At 38.6% G+C, this 18782-nt stretch carries 21 protein-coding genes; 7 read left to right on the forward strand and 14 right to left on the reverse strand.

What is annotated here, in order from left to right; genetic code table 11:
- The 12 genes from QZ289_RS06410 to QZ289_RS06465 all read right to left on the reverse strand — a co-directional run.
- The coding region (locus tag QZ289_RS06410) for a hypothetical protein (RefSeq protein ID WP_295700615.1) at positions 1-299 on the reverse strand (299 nt) is incomplete at its 3' end.
- 6 nt (positions 300-305) lie between these two features.
- Entirely contained in the window at positions 306-467 is a 162-nt protein-coding gene (locus QZ289_RS06415) for a hypothetical protein (RefSeq protein WP_295700618.1), read from the reverse strand.
- 120 nt (positions 468-587) lie between these two features.
- Positions 588-1772: a protein kinase family protein gene (locus QZ289_RS06420; protein ID WP_295700620.1), complete on the reverse strand. Its 1185-nt coding sequence runs from the start codon at positions 1770-1772 to the stop codon at positions 588-590.
- Positions 1773-1977: 205 nt separating this feature from the next.
- The gene (locus QZ289_RS06425; protein ID WP_295700623.1) at positions 1978-2235 is read right to left on the reverse strand and encodes a hypothetical protein; all 258 of its coding nucleotides are present in this window, start codon (positions 2233-2235) and stop codon (positions 1978-1980) included.
- A 96-nt stretch (positions 2236-2331) separates the two neighbouring features.
- Complete coding sequence (locus tag QZ289_RS06430; protein WP_295700626.1) at positions 2332-2910, reverse strand: hypothetical protein; 579 nt, start codon at positions 2908-2910, stop codon at positions 2332-2334.
- On the reverse strand, positions 2907-3125 hold the full coding sequence (locus tag QZ289_RS06435; protein ID WP_295700628.1) for a hypothetical protein: 219 nt from the start codon (positions 3123-3125) through the stop codon (positions 2907-2909). The genes QZ289_RS06430 and QZ289_RS06435 overlap by 4 nt, the downstream gene beginning before the upstream one ends.
- Positions 3098-3316 (reverse strand): hypothetical protein, encoded by a 219-nt coding sequence (locus tag QZ289_RS06440; RefSeq protein WP_295700630.1) that lies wholly within the window; start codon positions 3314-3316, stop codon positions 3098-3100. The genes QZ289_RS06435 and QZ289_RS06440 overlap by 28 nt, the downstream gene beginning before the upstream one ends.
- Positions 3317-3631: 315 nt before the next feature.
- The gene (locus QZ289_RS06445; protein WP_363322774.1) at positions 3632-4732 is read right to left on the reverse strand and encodes a phospholipase D-like domain-containing protein; all 1101 of its coding nucleotides are present in this window, start codon (positions 4730-4732) and stop codon (positions 3632-3634) included.
- Positions 4733-5156: 424 nt separating this feature from the next.
- On the reverse strand, positions 5157-5297 hold the full coding sequence (locus tag QZ289_RS06450) for a hypothetical protein (protein WP_295700632.1): 141 nt from the start codon (positions 5295-5297) through the stop codon (positions 5157-5159).
- A gap of 246 nt (positions 5298-5543) precedes the next feature.
- The gene (gene radA, locus QZ289_RS06455; RefSeq protein ID WP_295700635.1) at positions 5544-6887 is read right to left on the reverse strand and encodes a DNA repair protein RadA; all 1344 of its coding nucleotides are present in this window, start codon (positions 6885-6887) and stop codon (positions 5544-5546) included.
- The gene (ftsY, locus tag QZ289_RS06460; RefSeq protein ID WP_295700638.1) at positions 6888-7763 is read right to left on the reverse strand and encodes a signal recognition particle-docking protein FtsY; all 876 of its coding nucleotides are present in this window, start codon (positions 7761-7763) and stop codon (positions 6888-6890) included.
- Positions 7760-8437: a redoxin domain-containing protein gene (locus tag QZ289_RS06465; protein WP_295700640.1), complete on the reverse strand. Its 678-nt coding sequence runs from the start codon at positions 8435-8437 to the stop codon at positions 7760-7762. The genes ftsY and QZ289_RS06465 overlap by 4 nt, the downstream gene beginning before the upstream one ends.
- Before the next feature lie 98 nt (positions 8438-8535).
- Here QZ289_RS06465 and QZ289_RS06470 point away from each other — a divergent pair, with 98 nt between their 5' ends.
- From QZ289_RS06470 to QZ289_RS06480, 3 genes are read left to right on the forward strand one after another with little or no spacing between them, the layout of a single operon-like run.
- On the forward strand, positions 8536-9117 hold the full coding sequence (locus tag QZ289_RS06470; RefSeq protein WP_295700643.1) for a 5-formyltetrahydrofolate cyclo-ligase: 582 nt from the start codon (positions 8536-8538) through the stop codon (positions 9115-9117).
- Positions 9044-10615, forward strand: a complete 1572-nt coding sequence (gene rny, locus QZ289_RS06475) for a ribonuclease Y (RefSeq protein ID WP_295700646.1) — start codon at positions 9044-9046, stop codon at positions 10613-10615. Before QZ289_RS06470 ends, rny begins: the two co-directional genes overlap by 74 nt.
- 29 nt (positions 10616-10644) lie before the next feature.
- Positions 10645-10800 (forward strand): hypothetical protein, encoded by a 156-nt coding sequence (locus QZ289_RS06480; protein ID WP_295700648.1) that lies wholly within the window; start codon positions 10645-10647, stop codon positions 10798-10800.
- Positions 10801-11296: 496 nt separating this feature from the next.
- Here QZ289_RS06480 and QZ289_RS06485 read toward each other — a convergent pair whose 3' ends face one another.
- Complete coding sequence (locus tag QZ289_RS06485; RefSeq protein WP_295700651.1) at positions 11297-13252, reverse strand: ribonuclease R family protein; 1956 nt, start codon at positions 13250-13252, stop codon at positions 11297-11299.
- Positions 13253-13392: 140 nt separating this feature from the next.
- Between QZ289_RS06485 and QZ289_RS06490 the strand changes: the two genes are divergently transcribed.
- The 3 genes from QZ289_RS06490 to QZ289_RS06500 are packed head-to-tail and all read left to right on the forward strand — an operon-like array spanning position 13393 to position 16702.
- The gene (locus QZ289_RS06490) at positions 13393-13695 is read left to right on the forward strand and encodes an ATP-dependent Clp protease adaptor ClpS (RefSeq protein WP_295700654.1); all 303 of its coding nucleotides are present in this window, start codon (positions 13393-13395) and stop codon (positions 13693-13695) included.
- Between the two features lie 9 nt (positions 13696-13704).
- A complete protein-coding gene (locus QZ289_RS06495; RefSeq protein ID WP_295700656.1) occupies positions 13705-15957 on the forward strand; it encodes an AAA family ATPase in 2253 nt (750 codons plus the stop codon).
- Complete coding sequence (locus QZ289_RS06500) at positions 15938-16702, forward strand: DUF815 domain-containing protein (protein WP_295700658.1); 765 nt, start codon at positions 15938-15940, stop codon at positions 16700-16702. The genes QZ289_RS06495 and QZ289_RS06500 overlap by 20 nt, the downstream gene beginning before the upstream one ends.
- Before the next feature lie 124 nt (positions 16703-16826).
- Here QZ289_RS06500 and hemW read toward each other — a convergent pair whose 3' ends face one another.
- On the reverse strand, positions 16827-17912 hold the full coding sequence (gene hemW / locus QZ289_RS06505; RefSeq protein WP_295700661.1) for a radical SAM family heme chaperone HemW: 1086 nt from the start codon (positions 17910-17912) through the stop codon (positions 16827-16829).
- Positions 17913-18001: 89 nt separating this feature from the next.
- Between hemW and QZ289_RS06510 the strand changes: the two genes are divergently transcribed.
- Entirely contained in the window at positions 18002-18487 is a 486-nt protein-coding gene (locus tag QZ289_RS06510; RefSeq protein WP_295700664.1) for an RNA pyrophosphohydrolase, read from the forward strand.
- Positions 18488-18782 lie beyond the last annotated feature (295 nt).

Consider the following 18782-nt stretch of genomic DNA (forward strand, 5'->3'; position numbering starts at 1 on the left):
TCTTGCATAAAATGCCTACATTGTAAAACAACTTTTTGCTTAAAAATTGTTTTTAATGCACCACCTAATGTGCCAAAAACTATAGGAACATTTACCTCTTTATCTGCAATAATTCTTAAGGGCATATTTACTTTTATATGGATTTTTTGATTTATTTGATTGACTTGTATGGCATTTGAATCAAAGAATGCTATATCTTTTAATATACATAGAATATTATCATATTGATGTGGCAATTTTTTATCGGCTATGCAAGCACTTATTGTTTGATTTTCTATTTGTAGAATAATTTCTGTCATTTTTTATTATTCCTGTATGATTTGAATTTCTTTAGAATCTAGTCCATAAAGTTGATACACTAGCTCATCGATTTGCCTTTGCAGGATAAGAGCTTGGCTCGTATGAGATTCTATATACGAAATGTTAGCATTTGAATCTTCACTTTTGGTTTCTAAAATCTCCTCCACTAAAGTGGTAATCCTATCGCCGATATGGCGATTAGAATCTGCAATTTGGGGGATAGGGAGGGGGTCTATATAGTTTTATTTATCGAAATTCTGTGGCTTAACACTGCTTTTGAAATCCCTTTAATTTTGCTTATTGCATTGATTACAATAATCTAAAAATGCTTTTTCTAATTCGTCTAATGTTTTGTATCTTTCTTCTATATTACCACTCGTTCCTTTGTCAAGAAAAGGGCATTTTATCCCCTCATTATTTATTTTTCCTGTTACGACAAAAAATAAAATACGAGTTAGAGCAAATATTTCGTGATGCTTGTCATAATTTTTAAATCCTACCTTTGACAAGTCAGAATAATCATTAAAAGAACCCTTAATTTCTGTATTATCATTTGTTAGTTCGCTATGGGGTTCTTTGACTAGTCCAAAATCAGAAATTTTTACCACAAGCAAACCATTTTCATATTCTTTTAATAAAATATTATTTGGGCTTATATCTCTGTGAAGTATATTTTTATCAAGGATATATTTAAAGGCTTTGATGATTTGTAAGCCTATATTTTTTCTCGTTTGTATATCTAAATTGTTGTTATGTTTATCAACATAAGCTTTAAGTGTGAAGTCAGCATATTCCATAATATATTCATTTTTTTGAGAGTTAAACGAATAAACCTCTAATATATAAGGACTATTAAGCTTTTTCATCTCTTCAAATTCTCTTTTAAATCTTTCTAGTTCATTTTCGCTTAAATTATTTTTTGCTCTTTTTAATACAAAATGTTTATTATAAAATTCGTCTTTGTATTTAAAAACTTTAGCATAAGAACCCTCACCAATTAATTTTAAACGAGCCGATTTTGAGAGATTAGTCGAAAGTTCTATGTTGTCTGTAGAGCTGAAAATAGGGATTTCATAATAAAGTGTTACTTTTTTCATTCCAACAGGTAATTCACTGCCTCCGCTATTCTTTAAAAATTTTAAACATTCATCAAATATTTGATTATAGTTAGATTCAATCTCAAACGAAAAAATTGTTCCTTTTAATTCCTTTTCAAGTTTTTTTGAAATATTTATGGCTTGTAGTAAATTTCTACTTTTATCTGCCTTATAATGTCTATTACTTGTTTCTGTTACAGGAAGTCGTTGATTCATAGCTCTAAAGCAGAAAATAAATTGTGAATGCAGTGTTGAAAAAATAGTTTGCAATCTCTCATTTTCTATATTTTTATAGAGCTCTTTATACTCGTTACTTAAAATGTTCCCTAAATCTTTTTCAGCAGAAGTTATAGCATTTAAAATAATATTTTGCACCATTTGTCCTCAATCATATTTATTTCATCATTGGTAAGTTTATACAGCTCATACACTAACCGATTGATTTGAGATTCTAAATATGAAGTGTTTTTGTCGCCGCGCAATCCATAACGCCTGACTTTGTTTTATGGATTACTTCGGTAGCTTCCCTTCTAATGACGCAATGGCCAAAATCTCATTGATCAAGGCGATGATTTTGTTGTTATTTGTCTTTTATAGATGTCAAAAAGTTCCTACCTTTTGATGTAAGCCTTGCACCAGAGATTATATAAAATGAATGATTTCTGTTGATATGTTCTTTTCCTCTGTCTGTAATACCTTCTATATATCCTTCGTCTTGTAGTGTAAGCAAATTATTAAAATATGCTTTCTTTTCCTCTGTATCTGTTGCAAAAGGGATACTTCTTTCATCTCGTTTGCTTTCAAATTCTATTAAAACCTTTTCAAGTTCTTTATCCATAAAATACCTCTTTAAATTTGATTTTCACAAGAGCAAAGCTCCACTAATAAACTTACGCCAAAAAATATTATTGAGCTACTGCCCACCCCACAATTCCTAATTTGTCCTAAATTCAATCTCATAATTGATGATAAAATCCACCTCTTTTTTGTCTAACCCATACAAGGGGCAAAGGAGGGAATCTATCTCATCGATAATAGATTTAGATTTGCGGATATAGTAGGTTTTGACACCATTATGATATACTGCATTCAATTCTAAATCCTGCTCATATTTCATTCCTAAATTTACGAAATTATTCCTTAATATATTATTAAAATATGGAATAGGAAAAGATTCAAATTCATATAAGTAGCTATCTCTACCATTGGAATAAGCATTCCTAAACCACCAAAATAAGGTGCTACTCATTATGGCTACAAGTATTTTAGAATCTGTCGCAGCAAAAGACTTTTCTTTGCTGGATTGTGTGGTATAGCTTGTGTATAAATCATAGTATCGTCCTCCTGTGGTGCGATAATACACTTTTTCATCGCCCTGCATACGTGATTTTAACCGAGCCTTTTGCGTGTAGAGTTTGTGTAAAATATCTTTTTCTATCTCCAGCCCGATTTTGGCAAATGCCCCCTCCCGCGCAAACTCAAGTGAATTAATAAAGCAAAGATTATCTATCACATCTTTAATGCTTGTGTGCTTGTCTCGTAGATTGACTTGTGTAGTGAGTAGGACTTCACAGGGGCTTTGTGCTTAAGGAAGCGATGATGATAAGTGATGATTTTCTCAGGTTTAAAGGCATCAAGGGAGCTTTCAAGTGCCTTTAAGAGCGACATACATAAGAAGCCACGAGGAGTTGTATAATCCCCTAGATTCTCAAGCTGTCTGTCAAGCACCTGTTCTCTTGTATGCTTCGGCAAAAATTTATAGGGGTCATATAAATGCTAAAGGAGATAAAATCCTCTTGTGTATCTCCATTTTGCTCCTCTTCATTAAGCCCTAGAATCTCACTTAGTTTTTGAAAGCTAAAGTCAATAGAAACAGGAATACTCGAGCTTGGAATCGTGCGTATATGCTGCTTTGGCATATCTTTATTCAGGGCTTTAAGATGAGCGATAATCTGCTCACTACTATGGGAGAAAATAATATGTGTAATGGCATAATAATCCTCATCTAGCTCTACATCATCGCCGCTTTTTAGGGCATTTTGGAGATTAGCTTGTGCTTTGGTGCAAATTTCTTTAGGTTCAAGGTGGTTTTGTGTGATCGAATCTGTGATATGAGATGAGAGGAGGCAGAGCTGATTGCTAAGGTCAAGAAAGCTATTGTTAATAGGTGTTGCGCTTAAAAGCAGGAGGTGGGCGTTGGTGTTGAGGTTGTTTTGGAGTTTTTGGTAGCCATTTTACTTAAGACTTCTTGTGCGGGGGATACCATTTCTAAAGTTATGAGATTCATCAATGATGATAAGCTGGGCGGATTTGAGGGCGATTTTGTCTTGGTCTTTGGGATTTTGTGCTTCATAATAGCTTAGAATCCGCACTCTAAAGCCCATATCGTTGATAAAATCATAATATGGGCTTTGCTCATTTACATTAAAATAACTCGCCCATTGGGTTGTGAGGTTTTTAGGAGAAATGATAATGACATTATTATATACACTTGCGACAGCTAGGGCGGTTAGGGTCTTTCCTGAACCTACGGGACTTGCTAATAGGGCGAGGGCATAGCGTTTGAGGCGTGAAAGTAGCTCTAGGGCGGCATCTTGCTGAAAATCATATAGTCCAAAGGCTTTTACACCTTGAGTTAATCGCTCACTCTCACTTAACGTAGGCTTTTGTGCAGATTCTACACAGGAGCAAATTTTAGCAAAAATATCTTTGGGCGAGTGGTAGAAAAAGCTTGTCTGTAGCGAATCTAGCACTTCTTTGGTGCAGTCTTTGCATTCCTTTTCAAGGGTTTTGAAATATGTAAAGGCTTCTTTTGAGGCTCTCTTGCTATCGCATAGGACATTAAGCTCTTTATTGCTTTTATCTCCATAAAGCCCAAGTCCGCTTCCTGTGAAGTTTGAACTACCTATGATTACATCGCCTATGCCTTGATTGTGTATAAGGTAGAGTTTTGAATGGAGCAAAACATTTTCTTGCTGCAGCTTTTGAATCTTTATCCTATGCGCATTGATGAAGTTATGGGCAATTTTAGCAGTGGAGATGGATTCTAATTGAATATGAAAGTCTTTAACCCTCATATCAAAGGGATCATTATGCAAATTAAAGGAGATAATAGGGCTGTAATTATCGCTTGGAGTGCTTTCGCCAACGATGAGGGACAAAGACTGCAGATAGGGTGCTAGGGCAGAAAATGCCTCAAAGGCTTTAGCATTGAAAAATGCGCTAACAATCCATAGGTGAGGTTTATCGTGTGTAGGGTTAGAATGGTTTGTGTTGTATTGATGTATAAGATTTGCAAGAATAGAAAAAAGTGTATTGCCCTCGTGATTGGTTATGAGGTCTTTAAATTGTGATGTAGGATATGAACTATACCCCCCCCCCCGTTGCTAAAATAGAACTCATACTCTCTCCTTTGTGTTTTTAGTATCTTAGAATATTATATAATGCGAGTGATAACAATTTGCTTTCATATTCATTTTGCATAGATTTATGAAATGTTTTAGAATCTGATAAAAATGCCTTTTTATCAGGCACGAGCACAACTCCACCGCAATTGTGATTAGTCTTTAGCACAAAAGATTGTGGCAGTTTGTCAAAATCTACTTTAGTAACACTGCTCCCAATGTCATAGAGTTTAGGCAAGAAAGGGCAGATATTGGTATCAAAAAGCGTATCATAAGGTGAGGCAATGGGAGTAAAAGTGGAGAGATAGAATCTAGAATGTGTGGGACATCATCGAGAAATACGTAAGGGCGGCAATCATTGTTTGCCCCCGCAGTTTTCTGGCAATGCTATATTTTTATGCTTGTGGGTGATGTAGATTCTGGCTCTGAGCTTATCTGTAAGAGCTGTGTAGATGGAGATTTCTATCATAAAGCATACGATGGATAATTTTTTCATTAAATGTTTGGAGCTTGGTAAAATCAGGCGTGTAGCCAAAGATGTTTTGATGATGTTTGAGGAAGTGTCCTCATCACTTATGTGAGACTACTTAAAGGCTTTAATCTTAGCTCGAAGCGGGCGGAGAATATGTGTGTTGATGGGATTGTTATGAAAGTCCATAGTGAAAGCTTATAAATATTAAGATAGGCGAATAGCCTTTATGCTACACATTTGCAAATGTAGGTTTATGCCGTAATAAGCTGCCTACATCCATTCTAGAATCTTGCTTACCTCATTTGCCTCGAAGCATTTGATAGTAGCTGGGGGATTGGCTGGTTTTTGTGCGAGAATGACTTTTTCAAACCCATAGCTTTCAAGCTCTTTTAAGCGCACATCGATGTTGCTAACCTCGCGTATATCCCCTACGAGCGATACCTCACCGATGAAAGCGGTTTTGGCATTTAAAGGGCGATTGCGAAAACTTGAGATAATGCTAGCAATCACCGCTAAATCCGCACTTGGCTCATTAATCTTAATCCCGCCAGCAACATTCACAAACACATCATAATGCCCGAGTGGAATCTCAAGTTTGCGCTCTAGTAGGGCTAGGAGCATATTCAGGCGATTGCTATCAAAGCCCGTGCAGGAGCGTTTAGGATAGCCTGATTCACTCACAAGCGCTTGTATCTCAATCACAAGTACACGACTTCCCTCTAGCACCACAGCGATAGCGCTTCCTGCTTGTGCACTTTTTTGCGTGAAAAAGAGTTTTGAAGCGTTTTTTGCGCTCACTAATCCCTCTGCTTTCATTTCAAAGATACCAATCTCGCTTGTAGTCCCAAAGCGATTTTTAAATCCCCTTAGCACTCTTAGCTCTTTGCTTGGGTCTCCCTCAAAATATAGCACACAATCCACCATATGCTCTAAGATTCTCGGTCCAGCAATCGCGCCATCTTTAGTAATATGCCCGATGATAAAAATGCTGATATGCCGCTCCTTAGCCAAACGCATAAGGGCAAAGGTAACCTCGCGCACTTGTGAGACAGAGCCGGGTGCAGAGGCAAGCTCGGGCGCATAGATTGTCTGTATAGAATCTATCACACATAGGGTATATTCTTGCGCGTGGAGGGCATTTGTGATGATGTTTAAATCAATTTCATTAAGTAAATAGAGATTCTCACTTAGGGCAGAGAGCCTTGAAGCGCGGAGTTTGATTTGACCCGCACTCTCTTCACCACTCACATATAGAATCTTTTTATGCGATTTGGTGGCGATGTCTGCAGCGATTTTAAGCAAAAGCGTGGATTTACCCACTCCCGGACTTCCCCCGATGAGATATAGCCCACCGGGTACAATGCCTCCACCTAGCACGATGTCAAATTCCTCTTCATAAGAGCTAAAATGCGTGATATTTTCGGTATGCACTTGCGTGATGGGAATGGCATTTGAAGAGGTAGTAGCGTGCTTTTGTGTTTCTATGTGCTTGATTTGGCTTTCTTTAAGCTCAACTAAACCCTCCCAGCTCCCGCAGCTACTGCACTTACCAAGCCATTTAGGGCTTTGCCACCCGCAAAATTGACATTCAAAAAGTGTGCGTTTTTTTGCCAATTAATATCCTTCAAATAGGCTATCAAGCATTATTTTGACATATTCTTGTGGCTTAAAAGGAAGCAAATCATCTGCCTTTTCACCCACGCCGATGTAGTAAATAGGGATTTGCAGCTCACTTACAATACTAAAAATCGCCCCGCCCTTGCTTGTGCCATCAAGTTTAGTTATAATAATGCCATCAAAGGCAATGAGTTCTGCAAATGCTCGTGCTTGATTGATAGCCGAGCTACCCTGTGTGCCATCAAGCACGAGATAAGAGCGTAGGGGCAAATCCCCTAGAGCCTTTTTACTCACGCGGACAATTTTTAAAAGCTCATTGTTGAGATTTGTGTGATTATGAAGTCTCCCTGCCGTGTCGATATACAGTTCATCAATCCCCCGCGCACGAGCAGCATTAATGCTATCAAAGGCTACTGCGCTTGGGTCGTGCATATGCTGTGTGCTAATCACAGGGATATTGAGCCTCTCTCCCCATAGCTTGATTTGCTCAATCGCTGCTGCGCGAAATGTATCTCCTGCGGCTAACATTACTTTTTTGCCTTGATTTTGGGCGAGATAAGCGAGTTTGGCAATAGTCGTTGTTTTTCCCGCGCCATTTACGCCCACAATGAGCGTGGCAAGGGGTTTGATATGAGTAAAATTTTGGGGGCTAGATTCTAACTTAAGTTTTGCTAAAAGTGCTTTTTGGAGGGCTTCGCGAGAGATATAGGGTGGGAGATCATTTAATATAGATTCTATAAGTTCATAGGCAATGTCGCATTCGATGAGAATCTCCTCTAGCTCGTCTTTGGTGTATTTGTCCTTTTTTGAGCTAAGGAGTGAGGCAATGTTTTGGGTGGTTTTTTGTAGTGTTTTGCTGAGGGTAGCAATCATTGCGCCTCTTGTCCTGTATTGGCATTTTCTAGTTCTTCTTGCTCCTCTGGTGTGAGAGATTGCATTTCATATTGTGCTTTAGCATCAAGCTGATCTTGGATTTGGTATTGTATATCAAGCTCTACCATCTCTTCAGGCACGAGCCCTACATAGTCTATCACTTTTTCGCCTTGCCTATCATAGAGGGCGATATAGCTTTGCTTCTCATCTTTATTAAGGAAATTAAGGAGATTTTTATTATCCGTTGGGGCATAAAGCTTAAATCGAGGATTGATAAGGTCAATTTCTTTTTGCAGATGTTCCAACTCGTCCCTTGGGCTAATGGCGATAATGGAGATAAATTCTTGATATTTGTTATATAAATCAAGGATATGTAAAAGCTCATCTTGGCACTCTTGGCAGCTTTTGGAGAGGAAGAAAAGTAGTGTAGGGCGCTGCGTGTCGGTTTGAAATATGCTTTGAGATTCGTTTGTCTTGAAACGTAAAGATTCATTTTGTGTATTCATCACTTCAATACTTAGAATCTTATCTTTGCTCCCGCCCTCAAAGCCAAAGATATCTTTGTCCTTATCTACATCATCGCTACAGGCTTGAAATGCCCAACATATCATTACAGCTAGGATAAAAAGCTTCGTGAAACTTTGCCATCTCTTTAGAATCTGCGCCATTTTCATCTTATATTGTCTCCATTTATGCTATGTTTATATCATTATATCTAAAAAAAGGATTAACGATTACTAAACAGGACTTTAGATTCTATGCGAAGGCACGATTGGAGCATTGCTTTAAGCATAATCGCTTGGCAGATAAGGCACTTAATAAAGATTTGCTTACCTATTTAGAGAGGCAAAAATGTAGCAAAGTGCTCGTGTATATGCCTTTTGGCAATGAGGTGTATATTATGCCCCTTATTGCCACACTACGCAAAAAAAAATATCGCGTTTTTATTCCTTTTATACAAGGACTCAGTTTCAAAATGATACCATTGCGAATGCCATTGCATAAAAACGCATTTGGCATTTATGAGTCAAATAATTCTATATTTAAATTAATCAAAGTTGATGCGGTAATTATCCCTGTTTTGGGCATTGATAAGCATTTTAGGCGAATAGGGTTTGGGAGGGGTATGTATGATAGGTTTATGCCTACTCTTAAAAATAAGGTTCATATTATTTTTGTAGCACGAAGTCCAAACTATGTGCCAGATGTTATTACACAAGATTATGACGTGCAGGGAGATTGTTTTTTAACACCATCGGCTTTATGCGTAAGGAAGCACAATGGAAGTATGGTATGTAATAGGAAGTATAATCTTTGGGTTATTGGTCGGTGTGAGCGTGTATTTTATCGCTAGAAGGATATTTTACTCTCACTCTCATATCATTATAGAGCAGGCAAAAGCAAAAGCAAAGGCGATTGAATATGAAGCAGAGAGACTGCTTAAAGAGCACCAGCTTAAACTTAAAGAGGAGCAGCTTCATTTAGAACGTTCCTATGATGAGGAATGTGCGAAGTTGTCTAAAGAATATGATGCTAAAGTGGCTAAACTTGACAAAGAAGAGCGTATCAAGTATCAGCAGCTTGAGTATCAAAAGGCACAGATTGACAAAGATAGGCAAGAAGTAGCCGAGCTTAAGGCAAAGGTCTTGCGCTCACAAACCGAGCTTGATAAGCTCAAAAATGAGAATCAGGATATTAAAAAAGAAATGCTCTGCACCCTTTCAAAACATTTGCAAATGAGTAGAGAGGAGGCGACAAACATTCTGCTTTCCCATCTTGAAGAGGAACTTTATGAGGAAAAGGCTATGCTTATTCGCCGTTATGAGAGGGAGGTACAGCAGGAGGCAAAGAAAAAGGCAAATTATATCCTTGCCCAAGCCACTACACGTTATGCGGGGGATTTTGCCAATGAGCGATTAATTAATGTGGTTAATCTCCCAAATGATGAGCTAAAGGGGCGAATCATAGGCAAAGAAGGGCGCAATATTAAGACGTTAGAGCTTATTAGTGGTGTTGATGTGATTATTGATGATACACCCGGTAGCATTATTTTAAGTAGTTTTAATCTCTACCGCCGTGCGATTGCGACAAAGACGATTGAAAATCTTGTAGAAGATGGACGGATTCAACCTGCAAGAATTGAAGAGATGTATGAACGTGTCAAAAATGAGATGGACGAGCAGGTGCGGCAAGATGGAGAAAATATCGTGCTTGATATGAATTTAGGCTATATGCACCCCGAGCTTACATATTTGCTTGGCAAAATGCGCTATCGTGCGTCATTTGGGCAAAATGCACTCGGGCATTCTATTGAGGTGGCTAATTTGGCAGCTATTATTGCTGGGGAGCTTGGAGGCGATGAAAAACTCGCACGCAGAGCGGGAATCTTGCACGATATTGGCAAGTCTCTTACTCAAGAGTTAGGCGGTAGCCACGTGGATTTGGGTGTGGAGGTTTGCACTCGTTATAAAGAACACCCTGTGGTGATTAACGCTATTAAGGCACATCACGGCTATGAGGAGATTCAAAGCATTGAGTGCGCGGCAGTATGTGCAGCTGATACACTCTCTGCGGCACGTCCGGGTGCTAGACGTGAGGCATTAGAGAATTTCTTAAAAAGAATGCAGGATATTGAGCGTATTGCGATGGATAAAATCGGCGTGAAACAAGCCTATGCGATTAATGCTGGGCGTGAAGTGCGGGTGATTGTACGTGCGGATTTGATAAATGATGAAAAGAGTGTCATCTTAGCACGGGATATTGCTAAAGAGATAGAATCTACTTTGCAGTATCCCGGTGAGATTAAGGTTAGCGTGATACGTGAAATGAGGGCAGTTGAGTTTGCAAAATAGAATAGTGATCCTCAATCTTAGAATTGCACTTGATAAGTGAAGCGCGTCCTTCAGGCGCGAAGCAGATTTTATATCTGCAAAGTAAGATCTTTTGCAAGTGTGGATTAGCACGTTGTGCGAATGCGGCGATTACATCGCAACAGCAAGGGCATAATAGATTAGAGAATCTCTACCTTAGAAAATGAGTTTGTAAATGTGGATTAGTACTTCGTGTGAATGCAGCTCTTACATCATATATAGTAAAGTTTAAGTATTGAAAATTTTTGCTTAGTGTGGAGCATTCTATAAATCTAGGAAAATAGGGTTTGCTCATTATAAAATAAAAATATTTTTCTTGCGGAAGGTAGAAAATGTTCAGGGGATTTATCAAGGTTGAGGGCTGCATTTTGCAAGTGTGGGGCGAGAGGGTATCTAGCAAACACCGCGTATGTATGCAAATCTTCGTGTAATTTAATTTTTATGCAAGTGAAGTATTTCACTGAAATATACTCATTCCTTGAAAACCACAAAAAAATTTTTGAAACAATATTATATTTTTAACACAGACAAAAGCAAAAGGATTGTTTTATGCGTAGCTCATACTCTTAATACAGTAGAATGTGGTGGTAGAGAATACGGAGATTCTAAGGGGGCTTTGAAGCTTCTAGAATCTTCTATTTGCCATAAAATTGAGTAAAAACCTTACTCCAAATATGTCCCATAGATAGCTCCTTGTATCAAATCTACGCTTTCAAGGCGAACATTGATGATTGTGTATTTCTCAAGTGAGTGTGAAAGTGTAATTTTCATCTGTGGTATCACATCTAAAGCTATACAATGGGAGGATTCATCTATGACAATGGCGGGACACATCACTTGTTTATGTGAATCTAAAAGTTCTGCTGCATAGCGAAGCATTTTAAGACGATAGAATGCTTGCTCAATATGGCTGATTTGCCTTTCTTTGACATTCAGCTCTTCAGCGATCCCATTGAGAGTATGTGTTAAAAAATCAATACTTTTGTGTTTGTGCAAAATAGCCTTTAAAATTCTATGCACTACCAAATCGCTATATCGGCGAATAGGCGAGGTAAAATGTGTATAGACATCAAAACCTAAGCCAAAATGCCCTATGTTATGTGTGCTATATGTGGCTTTGGCAAAGGATTGAATAATCATACTATCTAGGATATCACGCATTTTAAGTGTGTGGGCTTCTACATTATGGGTATACATATATGCGCTTTGTGCCTGAAGTGTGTGAATGAGTTTGTGAATATCTTTGGTCTGCGGGATTTCAAAGCCCATATTTTCAAGCTGCCACAAAAGAAAGCCGATACGATCTTTTTTTGGGGTGGGGTGGATTCTATAAATACCTTGAGGAGCAGTATTTTCGAGCATTTTTGCACTCTCCACATTAGCTAAGAGCATTGATTCTTCAATAATGCTATGGGCTAAGCCTTGCTGATGTCGCTGCCAATGGGATATTTTACCCTCCACATTAAGCTCTAGGGTTATTTCCTCACTGCAAAATTCATAGCCTTGCTTTAAGCGATGTGCTTTTGCCTTTTTCACATAGGGCACATAGGCTTTGAGCCATTTTTGGATTGCCTTAGGCAGGGGATTTGGCTGATTGTGTAAAAAGGCTTCTACTTCTTCATAGCTCACATTAGCCTGTGGCATAATCATCGCTTCTAAAAGCTCGCTTTGTAAGATATGGGCTTGTTTATTTAAGCAAATCTTCCACACCATTGCTAAAGAAAGCTTTTGCGCCTTAAGTGAGCAGATTCCACTGCTTAGCTCATTGGGGAGCATAGGGATTACTTTATGCGGAAAATATATGCTAAAGCCTCTTTGTCTTGTATTTTTATCAAGCTCACTCTCCATACTGACATATTCACTCACATCGGCAATAGCCACATAGAGCGTTTGCTCCTTTGTGTCAAAATAAATGGCATCATCGTGGTCTTTTGCGTCTTTTGGGTCAATCACACAAAAAGGCAGATGGCTTAAATCCACACGATGAGTATACATCTCTTTACAGAGCGTATCATCAAAGGCTTTAGCGTTTTGGATTGCAATGGGGCTAAAGTCTTTTGCCATACCATTGAGGGCGAGTTTTTCATCAATATGCGCATCTTTTAGAATCCCCAGCACTTCAGTAATTTCACCCGTGGCGATTTCTACTCTCACTACACAATAGGGAGGCAAGGCACGGAGGGACTTTTGCGAGGCTTTAAGGGTGATAAATGCGGCTTTATGAGACTTGACCCCCAATTCCACAGCTTTTATCATACCTTTTTGTAGTACAAGCACAGCAAAACAATATGGCTTAGCACGATACAAAAGGGTGATAAAATGCAGCCTCTCTCTACTTTTAATCTTTGCTAAGATGATATCGCCCTTTCTAAACCCCATACCCTTTATACCATCAAGAAAGGCATCTTTAGTATGAGGAGAGCGAAGGTCTTTTACAAAAACTTTGCCTGATTGGGCAATATCTATAATGCCTATAACAAGGGTAGATTTAAGCGCGATATGCTTTCCTTTGGATTCAAGTGCATCCATATCTTGCAGTTGGGCTAATGCGTGAGAAAAGGATTTAGGAATGCGATTTTTCAATGTAGATTGCGCAATGAGTGTGTAAAAATAAATCATTAAGTATTCCTTCGCAGATTCACAAACCAGAAGTATTATATCTTTGAAAAGTAGCATAAAAAACAAAATTCTAAAAAATATATTCGTTTTACCAAACTTTGATAAAATAGCACTTTTTAATCAATTCTAAAGGGGATAATTTGGCGCATACGGGATTTGAGACAAGCACAGATACATTACTTGAGGAGCCAAGACTTTATCGCGTTTTGCTTTTAAATGATGATTATACAGCGATGGATTTTGTAACGCAGATTCTTATGGAGGTGTTTGATAAGACTTCTGATGAAGCTACGGCTATTATGCTAAAGATTCACAACGAGGGCAGGGGAGTATGCGGGATTTATACCTATGATATTGCTGAACTCAAGAGCCAAATTGTTACCCAAAAGGCAAAGGCACATAAATATCCCCTTCGTGTTATCACCGAGGAAATGCTTTCTTAAGGAGGGTATATGATAGGACAGAATCTTACGCTTATTTTTAATGAATCTATCGATATTGCACGAGAAATGCGACATAATATCCTCACAACAGAACATCTATTTTTAGCCACGCTGAATAATACTCAAGGTATTTCTATTTTGCAAAAATGTGGGGGTAATATACAGGAAATGCGCCGTATGACAAATCTCTATTTGCAAAAATATGTGCCATTTTCTCATCATCTCATACAAAACCCTAGGCAAACACCAGCCCTTGATAGAATTATCGAAACAATGGTAAAGCACGCTCAAAATAGTAATCGTCAAAGTGTAGATGTAGGAGATCTCCTTGCCTCTATTATGGAAGAAAATCAAAGCTTTAGCACACAGATACTCAAATCTCAAGGTATTGATAGACTAAGTGTGCTAGAAGTTATCACGCAACAAGAGCACGAAGATGTAATAAATGAAAGCACACAATCTGCAGAAAGTTATCTTGAAAAATACACAAGGAACCTCTCTGCACTTGCTAAAGAGGACAAAATCGACCCTGTTATTGGGCGCGAGGCAGAGATTTGGCGTGTGAGTGAGATACTCTGCAGACGTAAAAAAAACAACCCTATACTTGTAGGTGAGCCCGGTGTGGGGAAAACTGCCATTGCTGAAGGATTAGCACTAGAGATTTATCATAAGCGATTGCCAAAGGCTTTACACAATGCGCAAATTTTCGCCCTTGATGTGGGCAGTATGATTTCAGGGAGCAAATATCGCGGCGATTTTGAAAAGCGATTAAAAGGTGTGCTAAAAGAAATCGCGCAAATTCCCCATAGTGTGCTATTTATCGATGAGATTCACACGATTGTAGGTGCTGGAGCAACTTCTGGATCAAATCTTGATGCCTCTAATCTCCTTAAGCCCGCCCTTGCTAATGGTGCATTACGTTGCATTGGGGCGACTACCTTTAGTGAGTTTAAAACGCATTTTGATAAGGATAAAGCCCTTGTGAGGCGATTTAGCAAGGTAGAAGTCAAAGAGCCAAGTTTGGAGGATTGCTATAAAATCATAGAGGGTTTAGCACCCATTTATGAATCTTATCATCACATCAAATATACAAAAAAAGCCCTCAAAGCCTGTGTGGATTTATCTAATCGATATATCAGCGATAAATTTTTACCCGATAAGGCGATTGATTTGCTTGATGAAGTGGGGGCAAATATTAGAATCTACCGCACGGACAAAGATTCTATGCCTCTTATTACTATTAAAGATATAGAATCTATCCTTAGCAAAAGTGTGCATATCCCTAAAAGCTCTATGAGTAAAGATGAGGGAAAAGCCCTGCTTACCCTTGCTAGCAAGCTTAAAGAGCGTATTTTCTCGCAGGATAAAGCCATTGATGAGCTAAGCAAAGTGATTAAGACAAACAAAGCCGGGCTAAGTGAGGGGAATAAGCCTATTGGTAGTTTTGTCTTTGCTGGACCTAGCGGCGTGGGGAAAACTGAACTTGCTAAAGAATTAGCGCGTATTTTAGGCATTGGGTTTGTTAAATTTGATATGAGCGAATATATGGAGGCACATTCTATTTCGCGGCTTATTGGTGCACCTGCGGGATATGTGGGCTTTGAGCAGGGGGGATTACTTGTAGATTCTATCCGTAAGAATCCCCATTGTGTATTATTGCTTGATGAAATTGAAAAGGCGCATATCGATATTTATAATATTTTGTTGCAGATTCTTGATTCTGCAAGTCTCACAGACAATGCTGGGAATAAGGCGGATTTTAAGAATGTAATTGTCATTATGACAAGCAATGCTGGGAGTAAGGAGGCAAACACATTGGGCTTTAGAGCGGATATACAAAGCAAAAATGATAGCGCTATCAAAATGCTTTTCTCCCCTGAATTGCGTAGTCGAATCGATAGTGTGATACATTTTAATCCGCTAGGGCTTAAAGAATATACATTGATTGCTAAAAAATACATTAGCGATCTTGCTACCTCGCTTAAGGAGCGGTATATTAAGGTAAGCATAGATACTAAGGCGCTGCATTATCTTGCCACACAAAGTATGGATAAAGCCCTTGGTGCGCGAGAGATAAAAAAGATTATCGATAGTCAAATCAAACTCGCCTTAAGTGATGAAATCCTCTTTGGTGCACTAAAAAAGGGGGGCAATGTAAAAATCACTCTCAAACAATCCCCCACGCCACATATCGCGCTTGTTTGCAATAAGATTGACAAAAGCATAGAAAACAATAAAAAAGATGTTGCCAAAGTGCTTTAATTTCTCGTGGGAGGAGTATTCCGCTTGTGTCTATCGCTCCTCATTTGAGGGTTTTAGCGGCTATTTTAAACCTATAAGCGATTTTAAAAGAGCCTATCACCTCATTGGCTTGGATAAAGAGATTGCTGCTCTCACACACAATACACAGGCTTTTATGCGAGGAGAGAGGGCTTCTCACGCTTTGCTTTGGGGGGCTAGAGGCTGTGGGAAAAGCTCGTGTTTGCAGCAGGTATTAAGTGATGTATTAGCTCTAGATTCGCTTTTGCGTATCATAGAGTTAAGCAAAGAATCTTTAGGTATTTTGCCTATGGTGCAAGATTGTGTGCGGGAATTGCCCTATAAATTCATTATTATGTGTGATGACTTATCCTTTGAGCCAAATGAGCAAGGCTACAAATCCCTTAAAAGCATACTTGAAGGTTCTTTTGAGAATAAAGCGGAGAATGTGTTATTTTACACGACATCTAACCAACGCCACCTCATTAGCGAATCTTACCCTCAAGACACACTCCATCTCAATGATGCACAAGATGAGATTCTCTCCTTAAGCGATAGATTTGGGCTTGTGCTAGGATTTTATACCCTAAGTCGCACGGAGTTTATGGCACTTTTAGAAACAATGCTACAAACGCCTCTTGATGAGAATTTAAAGCTCAAAGCATTGCAGTTTAGCACACTCAAAGGCTCGTGTAATCCCCGCATAGCGCACGAATTTTGCACTCTCTATCGTAATAAGATTCTGTAGCCCAAGCTGTTTTATGTATCGCCGCATTGCAAAAAGTGCCAATTTATACTTGCAAAATCCTCCAAAAACAAAGGGATATATTAAATTTTTAAGATTTATTCAGTGAGAAATGGATTTCTAAGGCTTAAAGTCTAGATTCTATCCATAAGGCAATCTCATCGCTTAAAAATAGCTCCTTAGCGCGTAAGAACTGCCTATCGCCGCACATATATAGCTCACATTTCCCACCCTCAAGCAAATCGCTCAAAGCCTGTGAGTGCAAAATATGACTAAAAGAGCTTATATCCACGCCCTTAGTACATCTAAGCCCTAGCATTATTGCCTCTGTTTGCAAATCTGCCTCGCTCAAATGCTCTTTATGCCGTTTAGTAGGATTTTGTAAATATTCTTTAAGATGAGAGCAAGTCCTTGAGCGAATCTTACCCACTCTTCCCACAGCTCCTGCCCCGCAGCCTAGATATTCTTCCCCCTGCCAATAGCCTAGATTGTGTTTGCATTGCCTATTTTCCCTTGCATAATTAGACACTTCATATTGCATGAATCCCCTATCTTGCAGTATCTCACGTGTGTAGAAAATCAACTCTTCATCTGTGCGACACTGCTTATTGCTTGATTTTGAGGCAAAATGTGAGCCTTCATCGATACTCAAGGCATATATAGATATATGATTGATGGGTAGTTTGAGTGCGGAGGTAAGCTCAAATGCGATAAGGGGCTTATTATCAAGTGGGGTATTGATGATTAAATCACAGCTCAAATTCCCAAATCCCGCATTATACGCACTTTCCATACGATGAGTAATGTCTTTTGCGCTATGTTCGCGTTCTAGATATTGTAACTTTGCGTTATCAAAGCTCTGCACCCCTACACTTAGCCTATTTGCCCCCAAAGTGCATAAATCCCTGCACCATTGCGCACTTAAGAGATTTACATTTGCCTCTAGGGTAATCTCACAATGCGGGGCAAGATTAGCATATTTATGCACAAGCGTGAAAATAGTTTCATAATGCCTCGCGCTTAAAATATTAGGAGTGCCTCCACCGATAAAAATAGAGCTAAGGCAATAATGCTTATCCTGCAAAGTATGGGCTAAATCTACACACAAAGTTTCAATATAGTTATTAAAATATGCCTCCTCCCCCACAAAAGAAGTAAAGGCGCAATATCCGCATTTGCTCGTGCAAAAAGGTATGTGAATGTAAAGCAGCATAAATAATAATCCCTTGGTGGCTTCTTAAAAGATTATTGTATATTATAGCTTATAATGCACAGCAAAATGATACAACCCAAAGGCAGAGTATGAATCCTAGTGAAAACATAATCAAAAAATACCGCCCCAATGTCGCTGCTGTGATTCTCTCAAGTGCATATCCTAAAGAATGCTTATTTTTCATCGCGCATCGCCTTGATGTTAAGGGAGCGTGGCAGTTTCCACAAGGGGGAATTGATGAGGGTGAAAGCCCCAAAGAAGCACTTTTGCGCGAGTTAAAAGAAGAAATAGGCACAAACGCAGTAGAAATCATTAGCGAATGCCCCCATTGGATACAATATGACTTCCCCAAAAGTATGGCAAAAAAAATGTATGTAGGCTTTGCAGGGCAGATTCAAAAATATTTTCTCGTGCGATTAAAGAATAATGCAGAGATTAATCTTTGCACCCCTATCCCTGAGTTTGACAAATATGATTTTGTCAGCACACAGGAGTTGTTTGAGCGTGTTATACATTTCAAAAAAGAAGTCTATAAACAAGTTTTAGGACATTTCAAAAAAGAGGGTTATTTATAGAATCTAGATTCAACAAATTATCTCTTTTGGCAAAACAACAGGCAAGATTCTTATCTATCTTTTACAAGCAAAACATATCCTCGCTTATATAGACTTAAATCAAGTGCATACTAAGCATTTACTCCATTAGCCACTCGCTCTAGTTTGAGGTAAATTATATTCATTGTCATAATAAATAGAAGCTGATTTTTTACTATCCACTAGCAAAATATATTTACGAGTATTGTAGATTCACTTGTGTTTGGCAAAGATAAGATTATGTTTAAGATTTAGGCATAAGGTGTTATGCTTGGCT

Source organism: uncultured Helicobacter sp. (assembly GCF_910577135.1).
GTDB classification, from domain to species: Bacteria; Campylobacterota; Campylobacteria; order Campylobacterales; family Helicobacteraceae; genus Helicobacter_C; species Helicobacter_C mastomyrinus.